Origin of the sequence: Corynebacterium sp. zg-331, from assembly GCF_014267345.1 — a bacterium.
In the GTDB taxonomy this organism is placed as follows: domain Bacteria; phylum Actinomycetota; class Actinomycetes; order Mycobacteriales; family Mycobacteriaceae; genus Corynebacterium.
Map to the genome: position 1 here is coordinate 85,542 of NZ_JACMYD010000006.1, position 13,224 is coordinate 98,765.

The 13,224-nt window shown below is 66.4% G+C and carries 10 protein-coding genes; 6 read left to right on the forward strand and 4 right to left on the reverse strand.

From position 1 onward, the window contains the following. Nucleotides 1–107: 107 nt before the first annotated feature. On the reverse strand, nt 108–524 hold the full coding sequence (locus H7347_RS07990) for an SdpI family protein (protein ID WP_152822992.1): 417 nt from the start codon (nt 522–524) through the stop codon (nt 108–110). Between the two features lie 973 nt (nt 525–1,497). On the opposite strand from H7347_RS07990, the gene H7347_RS07995 reads away from it, so the two are divergent. Together H7347_RS07995 and H7347_RS08000 are read left to right on the forward strand one after the other, a co-directional pair. After that, nucleotides 1,498–2,286, forward strand: a complete 789-nt coding sequence (locus H7347_RS07995; protein ID WP_152822993.1) for a DUF2382 domain-containing protein — start codon at nt 1,498–1,500, stop codon at nt 2,284–2,286. Between the two features lie 214 nt (nt 2,287–2,500). Continuing rightward, entirely contained in the window at nt 2,501–3,718 is a 1,218-nt protein-coding gene (locus H7347_RS08000; RefSeq protein ID WP_152822994.1) for a dicarboxylate/amino acid:cation symporter, read from the forward strand. Between the two features lie 19 nt (nt 3,719–3,737). Here H7347_RS08000 and H7347_RS08005 read toward each other — a convergent pair whose 3' ends face one another. Further along, a complete protein-coding gene (locus H7347_RS08005; protein ID WP_152822995.1) occupies nt 3,738–5,102 on the reverse strand; it encodes an MFS transporter in 1,365 nt (454 codons plus the stop codon). Nucleotides 5,103–5,295: 193 nt separating this feature from the next. Between H7347_RS08005 and leuS the strand changes: the two genes are divergently transcribed. Then, entirely contained in the window at nt 5,296–8,172 is a 2,877-nt protein-coding gene (gene leuS, locus H7347_RS08010; protein ID WP_152822996.1) for a leucine--tRNA ligase, read from the forward strand. A 76-nt stretch (nt 8,173–8,248) separates the two neighbouring features. Here leuS and H7347_RS08015 read toward each other — a convergent pair whose 3' ends face one another. Both H7347_RS08015 and H7347_RS08020 read right to left on the reverse strand, forming a co-directional pair. Continuing rightward, nucleotides 8,249–8,719, reverse strand: coding sequence for a hypothetical protein (locus H7347_RS08015; RefSeq protein ID WP_152822997.1), 471 nt, complete (start codon nt 8,717–8,719; stop codon nt 8,249–8,251). A gap of 117 nt (nt 8,720–8,836) precedes the next feature. Continuing rightward, the gene (locus H7347_RS08020; protein WP_152822998.1) at nt 8,837–10,477 is read right to left on the reverse strand and encodes a bifunctional ADP-dependent NAD(P)H-hydrate dehydratase/NAD(P)H-hydrate epimerase; all 1,641 of its coding nucleotides are present in this window, start codon (nt 10,475–10,477) and stop codon (nt 8,837–8,839) included. Nucleotides 10,478–10,920: 443 nt separating this feature from the next. Between H7347_RS08020 and H7347_RS08025 the strand changes: the two genes are divergently transcribed. The 3 genes from H7347_RS08025 to H7347_RS08035 all read left to right on the forward strand — a co-directional run bounded on the left by H7347_RS08025 (nt 10,921) and on the right by H7347_RS08035 (nt 13,070). Beyond that, entirely contained in the window at nt 10,921–12,039 is a 1,119-nt protein-coding gene (locus tag H7347_RS08025; RefSeq protein ID WP_152822999.1) for a sensor histidine kinase, read from the forward strand. A gap of 132 nt (nt 12,040–12,171) precedes the next feature. Further along, on the forward strand, nt 12,172–12,378 hold the full coding sequence (locus H7347_RS08030; RefSeq protein WP_152823000.1) for a hypothetical protein: 207 nt from the start codon (nt 12,172–12,174) through the stop codon (nt 12,376–12,378). Next, nucleotides 12,375–13,070 carry a response regulator transcription factor gene (locus H7347_RS08035; protein WP_152823001.1) on the forward strand — a complete coding sequence of 232 codons (696 nt, stop codon included), beginning with the start codon at nt 12,375–12,377 and terminating at the stop codon, nt 13,068–13,070. Before H7347_RS08030 ends, H7347_RS08035 begins: the two co-directional genes overlap by 4 nt. Nucleotides 13,071–13,224 lie beyond the last annotated feature (154 nt).

A 13,224-nucleotide genomic window follows, 5' to 3' on the forward strand; every position in this document is an offset into this window, starting at 1 on the left:
CAGTGGCGGCCCGCGCTAGGAAGCGCGCCACCACCACTGAGGGGAAAGAGAAATGCTCAACGTCACACCGCCATCCTAGTCAGTGGCGTGGTTGATAAGCAAGGGCCTTAGCGATCCGAGGCACGGGCCGCGCGCCGCAGGGCCGCCACGTCCACCGAGGGCTTGGGTCCCCCGGTCTCCGCCTCGATCATGCGGCGGGCGTCGATCGCCGCCACGGCGTGCGCGGCCTGCCCGGCGCCTGCCCCCACCGCCACCAGGGCGATGAGCAGCGTGAGCACCGGCAGCGCCCATAGCCAGCCCTGGGCAATGAAGGCGAAGCAGGCTCCAAACAGCAGGGAGATGCCGCCGAGCGTCCAGAACGGGCCGGCGATGCGGTGGGCCAACTCCCACAGATCCTGGCTCTTGCGCACCTCCGGGACGCGGATGCCCACCACCGCGTTGCCGGGGAGCTTGGCCGCCCAGGCGAGGCCGCCGATGACGGTGAGGATGAGGCCGAGGAGGAGCAGGATCACGCCGAAGATCATAGGGATCATTGTAGGACCCGGGCCGCCCTCGCCGCACTCCCCGGGCCCGCTGGGCCGGGCGTGGGTTTCTTGCTGACGCCGTCGCCCCTACTGCTGCCGGCACCGCAACCCCGGGAGCGGTGGCGTCCCCGAGGTCATGCGCCGGGTGGATTGCGGTGCCTGGTTTATTCTATTTTGCGGCCCCCTCGATGACGTGGTGATGGGAGGGGGCTAAGAAATAATTTACGGACAAGGGTCATGCGGTTAGAAGTGGGACAAGAAGCGCCTAGAGGCGGATGCGCTTATTCCGCAAAATACGATCAACCGGTGCGTCGCCCGCGGTCGTGAAAAAGGGACGCCGATGCGGTGTCTCGTCTGCCGCTGCCGAATAAGAGTCGGCGTAGCGGTGATGGCTGCATCCGGATCGATCTTCGATCCCCTGAGGCTTGAGGTCATGGTAGGGGAAGGAGTTTTATATTTCCGATATGTGGAACGCGCCGCGCGAATCTTTTGGGGGAGGGCACCGCTTTATGCAGGGATCGCCTTGCGCACCGCGGTGTGTAGGCAATCGTGGGCTCGGGTCGGAAGGAAGGGGACGCGTCCGGCCCTTGGGTGTGGGATGCTGGACGGTCGGAAAACTAAATGTTCGTAGTTGCAGACGTCCCGCGGCGAGCGCGATGTCGGTAACAATTTGATTACTTTCTCCTGTGGGGAGGGTGGGAAAAGCGTCGCAGCGACGAGGGTGCTCGTTGTGAGGGGGCTTGCTCCTTTCCCAGTTCAGCGCCGTATTTGAGCGATCTTATTTTTCTTAAGGTTCCGGGGAGTCGTTCTTGATTATTTTGTGACCTGTTTGATCTCCCCTGGCGAGTTTCGGGAAGTGTTGATAGCGTCGATGGTGTTCGAGCGGCCGAGAGGTTTGTTTATGACCGACGAGGTTCCGTTTGGACAAAGTACGTTTTCCGACCGTTATATTTTTTATAGAAAGGAACTGGACATGAGTGCGAAGAAAAACATCGCGGATTTGTTCAACGCTACGGCCTACGATAACTCTGGGGATAAGCTGGGTGACGTGAAAGAGGTTTTCCTGGACGATAACACCGGGAAGCCCACCTTTGTGGAGGTCAGCCACGGGTTGTTTGGCCTGAACTCCTCCCTGGTGCCCCTGCGCGGCGCTCAGTTTGATGGTGAGGAACTCCGCCTGGCTTTTGCCAAGGACCTCATCAAGGACGCCCCGGACTTCGGTTCCGATACCGCGCTGACCACCACGGATCAGAACCGTCTGAACGAGCACTACGGTGTGAACGCCGCGGACTACCAAGACATCTACGAGTCCCGCGTGCAGCAGGGCGCTCAGGAGCGCCAGGAGCAGGGGCGCACCGCCGCCCGCGAGGAGGCCGCGGATGGTAACTCTCTGGTGCGCTCCGAGGAGGAATTGAACGTCACCAAGGAGAACGTCCAGACCGGCGAGGCTCGTCTGCGCAAGTTCGTGGTTACCGAGACCGAGACGGTGGACGTACCCGTGAGCCGCGAGGAGGTGCGCGTGGTGCGCACCCCGATCACCGGCGATGAGCAGGTGGATGGCCAGCCCTTGACTGAGGGCGAAGCCTCCGTGGTGCTGCACGAGGAGCGCGTGAACGTGTCCAAGGACACCGTGGCGAAGGAAAAGGTAGCTTTGGAAAAGGAACAGGTCACCGAGAACCAGCGCGTGTCCGAGGAGTTGAAGAAGGAGCGCATCGAGACCGACGGCGCCGCGACCGAAGCCGAGCGCGACGCCCGGAAGTAAAACCACGTCAACGCTGCGCGTCACAGGCCTCTGGCCCTTTCCGGGTCGGGGGGCTTTTCCCTTGCTTTCGTCCCGCTCGACCCTCGCCCTGGGCTACCCTGTGATCTTGTAATCTAACCCCACCTGGGCGTTGTCTGATGTGCCTGTTTCCTCTGCGGAGCATGGGCGCCGTGGCCGAGCGCCCCGTCGTCGATAGTAGAAAGCGCAGGACCGCATGGACATCAAGCGCATGGCCTCTTCGCTGCTCTTCCGGGTGATCGTGGCGATCATCCTGGGCATCGTGTGCAGCTTCTTTTTCCCGGAGGCCCTGGCCAGGGTCTTCATCACCTTCAATGGGTTGTTTGCGAACTTCCTCGGCTTCTTCGTGCCCCTGTTGATCTTCGCCCTGATTACCCCGGCGATCGCGGGCCTGGGGCGCGGTGCGGGCAAGTGGCTGGCGATCACCACGGCGGTGGCCTACGCCTCCACGGTGCTCTCCGGGCTGCTGGCCTACGGGGTGGCGCGGGAGGTGTACCCGCGGTTGCTCTCCGGGGAGCAGCTGAACACGGGGGTTGCGGACATCGAGGCGGGGGCCCTCTCCCCCTATTTCACGGTGGAGATGCCGCCGCCCCTGGAGCTGATGAGCGCCCTGCTGTTGGCCTTCTGCCTGGGCGTGGCGATGGCCACGATGAAGGCGGATCGGATCTATCGGGCCACCCGCGAGCTGGAGCAGATCGTGATGAGGGTGGTTAGCTCCTTCATCGTGCCGCTGCTGCCGCTGTTTATCTTCGGCATGTTCCTCAACCTGGGCATGAACGGCAACCTGGTGGAGACGCTGGTGGCCTTCGGCACGGTGTTGGTGCTGGCCACGGCGATGACCCTGGTGTACCTCCTGTTCCAGTTCCTGCTCGCCGGGCTGCTCGCGGGCACGAATCCGTTCCGGGCGCTGCGCACGATGATGCCGGCCTACGGCACGGCCCTAGGCACGGCCTCCTCGGCGGCGACCATTCCGGTGACGTATCGCGCGGTGCGCAAGAACGGGGTGTCGGACTCCGTGGCGGGCTTTGTGGTGCCGCTGTGCGCCATGATCCACCTGGCGGGCTCGATGATGAAGCTGACGCTCTTTGCGTTCGCCATCGTCTACATGGCGGGCATGGAGGTGTCCGTGGGCCTGGCGGTGGGCTTCATCTTCATGCTGGGCGTCACGATGATCGCGGCGCCGGGCGTGCCGGGCGGCGGGGTGATGGCGGCCGTGGCGCTGTTGAGCAGCATGCTGGGCTTTAGCGACGACCAGGTGGCCCTCATGATCGCCGCCTACATCGCTATCGATTCCTTTGGTACCGCCGCCAACGTGACGGGCGACGGCGCGATCGCGCTCATCATCAACAAGTTCGCTCACGGGGATCTGCCGGAGCAGGAGGCGCCGCGCGGGGCGGAAGAGGCCGCCGCGTAAGGGGGGTCGCGCTGGGCCCCTAGCGCGCCGCGTGGAAGCGCAGCGGGGAGGCGGCCTGCTCGGCCTCGTGATCCGGGCCGAGGGGGATGCCCGTGCGATCCCGCAGGGCGAGCGCGGCCCCCAGGCCCACGAGGGTCATGAAGGCGAGGTAGACGGAGATGGCCCCGGTGCCGCCGGTGGCCTCGAAGAGCCACTGGGCGATCATGGGGGCGAAAGCACCGCCGAAGATCGCGCCGATGGCGTAGCTGATGGAGACTCCGGAGAAGCGCATGGAGGCGGGGAACAACTCGGCGTAGGTGGCCGATTGCTGCCCGTAGGTGAGGCCGAGCCCCACGGTGAGCAGCAGGAGGCCGAGGGTGAGCATGGTGGGACCGCCCTGGTTGATGATGGGAAAGAGCGCCACCGCGCCCACCAGTTGCAGCAGGTAGCCCACGACGTAAGTGGTGCGCCGCCCCCAGAAGTCGGAGACCCAGCCGGCGAATCCGGTGGTGATGAGCCAGGCCACGGCGGAGGCCGTGACGGACCACAGCACGGTGCTGCGATCCAGGGCGAGGGGTCCCTGCGGGTTGGTGGCGTAGTTCTGCACGTACCCGCCGGCGGTCATGTAGCCCACGGCGTTGTTGCCGGCAAAGAGCAGGGCCGCCACCAGGACCAGGGGCGTGTTCCTGCGGAACAGGTCCCCGATGGGCGCGTTGGCGGTCTTCTTGCGCTCCTCGATCTCGGTGAACACGGGCGATTCCTCCACTCCCATGCGCACCAGGTAGCCCACGGCCACCAGCACGATGCTCAGCAGGAAGGGCAGGCGCCAGCCCCATTCCAGGAAGGCGTCGCCGGGGGCGATGTTGCTCATCAGGGCCAGCACGCCGGAGGAGAGCAGCAGGCCGGCGGGCACGCCCATCTGCGGGAAGGCGCCGAAGAGGCCGCGCTTGTTCGTGGGGGCGTGTTCCACGGAGAGCAGCACCGCGCCACCCCACTCGCCCCCGGCGGAGATGCCCTGGATGATGCGCAGCAGGATGAGCAGGGCGGGGGCGACGATGCCGATGGTGGCGTAGGTGGGCAGGAGGCCGATCAGGGTGGTGGCCAGGCCCATGCCAAAGAGGGTGATCATGAGCACCACCCGGCGGCCGTAACGGTCGCCGAAGTGCCCGGCGAGGAAGGCGCCGAAGGGACGGAATAGGAAGGAGAGGCCCACGGTGAGGTAGCTCAGGATGAGGGCGAGGCCACCGTCGAGCTCGCTGAAGAAGAGATGGTTGAACACCAAACCGGCGGAGGCGGCGTAGAGGAAGTAGTCGTACCATTCCACGGCGGTGCCGATGGTGGTGGCGAAGAGCACGCGCCTGCGGGCCTGGGCGTCGAGTTCCGGTGAGGGAGCTGCGCTGGTCAAGGTGGCCTCCTTCTGAGGTCGATATCAATTGCCGCGGGGCTTTCTGTCGCAGAATCGTCCCCGCCGCGGGAAGTGTTACTGAGGCTACAGGGTGGGTGTGACGCGCGGGGGATTTTTTCTTCGATTGTCGGCTGCGCTCCACCCTTAGCGGAGCGCCCGCCGCCGTCTCGGCGACCTACTAGACTGGTCAACCATGACGAATCCCACCGATACCCCCGCGACCCCGCCGCACCGCTATACCGCGGAGTTGGCGGCCCAGATCGAGCAGTCCTGGCAGCGCTACTGGGAGGAGCACGGCACGTTTAACGCGCCCAATCCGGTGGGTCCCCTGGCCGCGGCGGGGGGGCGTGCCGCCCTGCCGGAGGACAAGCTCTTCGTGCAGGACATGTTCCCCTACCCCTCCGGGGCGGGGCTGCACGTGGGGCATCCGCTCGGTTACATCGCCACGGACGTCTACGCCCGGTTCCACCGCGCCCTGGGCAAAAACGTGCTGCACACCCTGGGCTATGACGCCTTTGGCCTGCCCGCGGAGCAGTACGCCATTCAGACGGGAACGCACCCGCGCACCACCACGATGGCCAATATCGAGAACATGAAGCGCCAGCTGGGCGCCCTGGGCCTGGGGCACGATCGCCGCCGCAGTGTGGCCACCACGGATCCGGAGTTTTATCGGTGGACGCAGTGGATTTTCCTGCAGATTTATCATTCCTGGTTCGATTCCCGCCAGGGCAAGGCCCGCCGCATCGAGGAATTGGTGCCCCTGCTGGAGAGCGGGGAGATGCCCCTGCCGGAGGGATTCGCGGATAAGGGCGCGTATGCGACATTATCGCCGCTGGATAAGCAGAGGGTGATTGACGAGTTCCGCCTGGTTTATCGCTCCTCCTCCATGGTGAATTGGTGCCCGGGCCTGGGTACCGTCTTGGCCAACGAGGAGGTGACGGCGGAGGGGCGCTCGGAGCGCGGTAATTTCCCGGTATTCCGCAAGCGTCTTTCCCAGTGGATGATGCGGATCACGGCTTATGCGGATCGGCTCAGCGACGACCTGGAGCACCTGGATTGGCCGGACAAGGTCAAGGCCATGCAGCGCAACTGGATTGGCCGCTCCCGGGGGGCGGAGGTGGACTTTTCCGCCCAGGACCGCGACATCACGGTGTTTACCACGCGCCCGGATACCCTGTTCGGCGCCACCTACGTGGTACTGGCCCCGGAGCACGAGCTGGTGGATGCCCTGGTGGACGGCGGCACCGGCAGCTACGACGGGGTGGATGAGCGCTGGACGTACGGCCGGGCCACCCCGCGGGAGGCGGTGGCGGCCTACCGCGCCGACATCGCGGCCAAGTCCGATCTGGAACGCCAGGAGAACAAGGAAAAGACGGGCGTGTTCCTGGGAGCCTACGCCACCAATCCCGTCTCGGGGCAGCGGGTGCCGGTGTTCATCGCGGATTACGTCCTCACCGGCTACGGCACGGGTGCGATCATGGCGGTGCCGGCGCACGACTCCCGTGACCACGAGTTTGCCCAGGTCTTTGGGCTGCCGATTGTCGAGGTGATCGGCGGCGGGAACGTGGCCGAGGAGGCCTACGAGGGCGACGGCGCGCACGTCAACTCCGCCAACGAGGCCGGGCTTGATCTCAACGGGCTGGATAAGGCCGAAGGTATCGCCCGGGTCATCGAGTGGCTGGAGGACCGAGCCGCGGGCCGCGGCACCATCCAATACAAGCTGCGCGACTGGCTCTTTGCCCGGCAGCGCTACTGGGGCGAGCCCTTCCCCATCGTGTACGACGCCGAGGGCCTGGCCCATGCCTTGCCGGAGTCCATGCTGCCGGTGGATCTGCCGGAGGTGGAGGACTATAAGCCGGCGGCGGCGGACCCCCATGACGCCGACTCCGAGCCGCACCCGCCCCTGGCCAAGGTGCGCGACTGGGTGGAGGTGGAGCTGGACCTGGGCGATGGCCCCCAGACCTACTATCGGGACACCAACGTCATGCCCCAGTGGGCCGGTTCCTCCTGGTATCAGCTGCGCTACATCGACCCCACCAACAGCGAAGCCTTCTGCGACATCGACAACGAGCGCTACTGGACGGGGCCGCGCTCCGAGCAGCACGGCCCGCAGGATCCCGGCGGCGTGGACCTCTACGTCGGCGGCGTGGAGCACGCGGTGCTGCACCTGCTGTATGCGCGCTTCTGGCACAAGGTGCTCTTTGACCTCGGCTACGTGACCTCCTCGGAGCCGTATCGCCGCCTGTTCAACCAGGGATACATCCAGGCCTACGCCTATACCGATGCTCGCGGCGTGTACGTGCCGGCCGCGGAGGTGGAGGAGCGCGACGGGGAGTTTTTCTACCGGGGCGAGAAGGTCAAGAGGGAGTACGGCAAGATGGGCAAGTCCCTAAAGAACGCCGTGGCCCCGGACGACATCTGCCGGGATTTCGGCGCGGACACCCTGCGCGTGTACGAGATGGCGATGGGCCCGCTGGATACCTCCCGCCCCTGGGCCACCAAGGACGTGGTGGGCGCGCACCGCTTCCTCCAGCGCCTGTGGCGATTGATCGTGGCCGAGGACACCGGGGAGCTCGCGGTTTCCGCCGCCGCACCCACCGACGACGATCGCCGGGCCCTGCACCGCACCATCGCCGGGGTGCGGGACGATTATGCGAACCTGCACAACAACACGGTGGTGGCCAAGCTCATCGAGTACGTCAATTACCTCACCAAGGCCTATCCCGCCGGGGTTCCCCGCGACCTGGTGGAGCCGCTGCCCATCATGCTCTCCCCCGTGGCCCCGCACATCGCGGAGGAGCTGTGGTCGCGCCTGGGCCACGAGGGCACCATCGCCTTCGTGCCCTTCCCCACTCACGAGGACACGTGGCTGGTGGACGAGGAGGTGGAGCTTCCGGTGCAGGTCAATGGCAAGGTGCGCGGGCGCATCACGGTTCCCGCCGAGGCCGAACAGCAGGCGGTGATCGACGCCGCCCTGGCCGATCCTAAGGTGGCCGAGCATGTGGCGGGCAAGAACGTGGTCAAGACCATCGTGGTGCCCGGCCGCATGGTGAACCTGGTGGTGAAGTAGAGGCCGTCCGAGGCTCGCCCGCGCAGGGCAACACTCCACACAACACCACACTGTGTGGAGTTCCCTTTTGTGGCCCTTAGGCCACGGACATGTTGTTGCCCAGGCTGGCGGCCAGGACGAATAGGGTCGCGCCGGTCAGCCACACCGCCCACCAGCGGCGCCTCGGCAGCGCCGGCAGACGCGGCAGGGGGTGGGTGAGGCTGTGGGCCTCGTTCTCGGCCAGCCACTGCCAGTTGGTGCTGTAAGCCTCCTGCTCCGTGGCCCAGCGCTGCACCCGCTGGGTGTCGAGGAGTGTGTGTGCCAGCCAGTATCCCCCGGGCAGCCCCGTGGCCAGGGTGTAGAGCAGGCCCGCGGAGAGGTTCCACAGGGCGTCGTCGCCCTGGTAGACGCGCAGTCCGTGGAGCGCGGCGAAGAGGAAGATCCCCGCGATCCCCAGGCTCAGGCCAGAGAGCACGCGTTTGGGTGTGGTGGGGCGATACGTGTAGAAGGTTCCCAGGTCACTGGCATGCGGGAGGGGGTCGGCCCGCGCTTCCTGCGTCTCGCTCATGGGTTCATGATAAAGGGAATCTTCCCGGTTTTATCGGGGAAAAACGCGCGCCGCGACAAACTCGGTACGAAGGTGGATGCGCCGATGTTTCACGTGAAACATCGGCAATGCCGCGCCCTACCGCCAGGGTTCGCGTGCGGCCCGGTAGGCGCGCAACCCCCGGGCCGTGGCGGTGGGGATCGCCGCGGCGATCTCGGAGGCCGAGGTGGGGGCCGGTCCCTCGGGGGTCTCGGCGGCGATCCGCGCGGACACCGCGTGCAGATGGGTGGCGAGCGCGGCGGCCTCGTGGGGCCGATCCGGCATCCGGGCGAGCCACGCGCCCAGCAGCCCGGCCAGCACATCCCCCGAACCGGGTGTCGCGGCCCAGGAGTGTCCGGTGTCGATGATGATGGTCACGTTCTCGCGAGCGATGCTCGTGAACCGGCCCTTGAGCAGCACCACCGCGCCGAGCTCTCGCGCTACCTCCGCGGCCTGCATCCACGGCGGTGCGGCGCTTTCCGCAAGGCCCAGGCCTCGGCGCAGGCGGGCAAACTCCCCGGCGTGGGGCGTGAGCACGGTGCTACCCCGGGGGCGTTGCCGCACCAGGCGTTGTGCCTGCGGGTTCCGGGTGAGCAGGGTGAGCGCGTCGGCGTCGCAGAGCACGGGCTCCGGGCGGCCCAGCACGGCGGTCAGTTCCTCCGCGGCCTCCTCGTCGGTGCCGCGCCCGGGGCCGACGACCCAGGCCTGCACCCGCCCGGTTGCGGTGAGGTCGGCGGCGCCCACGACCTCCGGCAGCGCGGCGACCACGCTACGATAGTCGCCGCCCACGTAGCGCACCATCGACGGGGTGGCGCGCACCGCGGCCTGGGCGGCCAGCACGCCGGCCCCGGGGTAGGCGGCGCTGCCGGCGAGGATGCCCACCACCCCGGAGCTGTATTTATCGTCCGTCCCGGACGGTTCGAGCTCCCCGGTCAGCAGCGGGAGGGGGCTCAGGGGGTAGATCTCCCCCGGCACGGGATCGAGGGGTGAGACCGGCGGTACCGCGCGATAGAGGAGGGCGCTCGGGTCGGCGGAGTCCTTCAGGGCCTCGCTCAGGCTCGGCGCTCCGCGAAGGCACAGGTCCGCGCAGAGCACCTGTCCGCAGGCGGTGTGCGCGGCGTGTACCGGCCGCAGGGCCCCGAAGGTGAGCGTGGCGTGGGCGGTGAGGAAGCCGGCCACCGTGCGACGGGTGCCGTGGCGCTCCAGGATGCGCGGCGGCGGGGGCTGGCCGGTATCGGCGGGCAGGCCGGAGGGGACGTCGATGGCGAGCACGGGAACCCCGGCGTGGAGCAGGTCGTCGGCCAACCAGGCGGCGGCATCACTCAGTCCCGCGTGGCCCCCCAGGCCCGCGATGCCGTCGATCACCAGGTGGTATCCCCAGGCGGCCTCCTCCCCTACCCTGTCGGGGTCCTGGTCGAGGAAGATGCCTCCGGCGTCGAGGAAGGCCTCGGCGGCTCCCGGGTACGTGCGAGAACCCAACGTCAGGGCCGCCACCGATATTCCCCGCTCGAGCAGCAGCGCGCCCGCGTAGAGGGCGTCACCGCCGTTGCCCCCGGTGCCCACGAGGAGCAGCACGCGGGGTCGATGGGGTGTGCCTGGTCGGCGCCGGTCGAGCATGGCCACGGCGGTGGCGGCCACGTGCCGCGCGGCCTCGCGCATGAGCTGATCGGGTTCGCTCTGATGGGCCAGGAGGGCGGCCTCGGCGCGACGGACGCTGTCTACCGGGTATAGGAGGCTCATAGTGAGGCATATTACCCGCCCGCGGTGCGCGCGTGCGCCGGAGTTTTTAGGTAAGCCTACCCCCATATGAGGGTATCCTTGTCGGAAGGTCGAGCCTGTGACCAGCGATGAAGGCGAGCGGGGCGATAATTTTCCATCAAAGGGTTGACCTTGAGGGGTATCTAAGGTTACCCTGTGCTTAGGTCAAACAACGGGAGCCGCCGGAGAGGTTCTCGGAACTTGATCGAACGGGAAACCACAGTGAGTGCGTCCACTTAGGGTCGTGCAGTGTAGAAAACCCGGTCGAGGTGCAGGGAAACGGGCACCTCGACCGGGTTTTCTATGCTCCGGGCGCGTCGTTGTGCTATGGCCCGCCGCTACTTTTCGACTATGCTTTACCACCTGCCCGTACCCCGCGGAACCGACCGGTGCGTCGATGCGGCGAAAGCGAGAGGGATGTGGTCATGGACAAGCTAGCCCAAGCGATACGTTGCGTTCCCCGCGAGGGCTGGGTGGTGCTCTGCGCAATGAGCTGGGTGGTCTTTGCGCTGTGGATGAGCGAACCCTACGAGATCAGCGCGGAAAGCGCGCTGTGGACGGCCGTTCTCACCACCAGCGTTGCTCTGGTGGTGCGCTATCCCCTCCTGGGCAGCCTCGGCTTCCTGTTTACCTTCGCCCTCACGGTTTTCCTTCCCCACCTCTTTTTGCCCCCCAACGTCTTCCTCTGCGCCGTGGTCATGGCGTTGGTGGGATACCACGGCAAGGTGCGGTTGGTGCTGTTCGACGGCGTGGCGGTGGGCATCCTCGGCCTGATCGACCGGCACTCCCGGGCCATCGAGGCCGACTTCTCCGCCGTGCTCATCTGGGAGGGCTTCATGGTGGTCACGGCCTTTGCCGGGTGGACGCTGGGGCGAAAGGTGCGCCAGAAAATCGAGCTCGCCGAGCAGTGGCGAGACGAATACCGCAAGCGCCGCGAGGAGCTCGCCAGCACCCTCCACGACTCCGTTGCGGCCTCCCTGACCTCCATTGTTATGCGCTCGGAGGTCCTTGCCATGCAGGAAGCCCAGGGCAGCGCCCTGCACGGGGAGCTCTCTGGGATCGCGGAAGACGCCCGGATGACGATGTCCCAGGTGCGCTCCCTGCTGAGTCTCCTCAACGCCCCGCAGGATCGGCAGGAAAAGCCCTCCGGTCCGGCCCTGGTGGACACGGTCAAGGAGGTCACGGCCAAGATGCGCGAGCACCACCTGAGCGTGATCGTGGTAGACGAGAGCGCGGAGGTGCAGATCACCAACCCCACCCTGGAGATGCTGCACAAGGTGCTGCTGGAGGGGGCGACCAACGCCATCAAATACGCCACCCCGGGCTCGGAGGTGCGGCTGCACGCGGCGAGCCACGAGGGGGGCTTGCGCATCACCATGAGCAACGAGATCGCCAGCGAGGAGGAACGCCGGGGGCGGCTTTCCTCCTCCGTGCTCTCCTCCGGCCTGGGCATGAGAATGATGCGGCGATCCGTGGCAAGTATGGGTGGCAAATTATCCACCCACAGCGACGGAAAAACGTGGACGCTCTCCATTGATTTTTAATTCCGGAACGCCGTGGGATGCGTGACTTTTATCTCCCCCAGCTCGGTGTCGCTTCCGCGAACCACCCCGGGATCCTATACTATTATTTCGACCAAAGTGACACGTCATGCCTAGAAAGGCTGGTGCAGCCCCATGAACCGAATTCATCATTTGCGCGGCGCGGCCTGTGCCGCGGCCGCTGCTGTCGGCCTGCTGACGGTACCCTCCGCGGCCCAGGCGGCCCCGGTTCCCACGGTGGGCCGGGGAGCGCTCGCCACGGTGGCGGAGTACGCGGTCAAGGATTCCGCCGCCTCGGTATTTAGCTGCCGTAAGAACCCGACCCTTCCGTGGTGCTCATGAGTGCCGTGACCCCGGAACATAGCGGGGATATCCGCCTGCTTCTGGTAGACGACGACCCCCTGGTGCTGTCTTCCCTGCGCACCTATTTCAATACCACCACCGACATTCACGTGGTGGCGGAGGCCTCCAACGGCCTCCTGGCGCTCAAGGCCTTGGACGACTACGACATCGACCTGGTGCTCACCGACATTCACATGCCGGAAATGGACGGCATCGCCCTACTTCAGGAGACCCGCAAGCGGCCCACACCCCCGGTTTTCGTGGCGATGACCGGCTTTGACACCGATGAGACCATGCTGCAAACCCTCACCGGCGGCGCCGCGGGCTACATCATCAAATCGGCGCGCCCGCAGGAAATCATCTCCTCGGTGCGCGACGCGATGAATGGCGGCACCTCCGTCTCCCCGCAGTGCCTCTCCCGCCTGGTGGATTACATCCCCGCGCGCGAACTCGCCCAGCAGCAGGCCCAGCAGGACAAGGAAGAAATCGTGCTCTCCCCTGGCGAACAGCGGGTGCTCTCCCTGCTGTGCGACGGCCTCTCCAACGCCGAGATCGCCGCGCGCACCACCTACGCGGAGTCCACGGTGAAAAAGCATGTCTCGCAGCTCATCAACCACTTCGGCGTGAACTCCCGGCTGAGCCTCGTGGTGGCGGCCATGCGCACGCACTGGGGACAGCACCCCTCCTCCTAGCGGGGCCCACCGCGTGCCGACGCCCGCCCCGTCTGCGGGACGAAGAAGGCGCAGGCCAGGGGAAGATCGTTTTCTGATCGACGAACGCTTGCGGATGGTGCACAGTGATAGGCAAAAACCGCCTGTTACGACAGGAAAGGAAGAAAACCCTGGG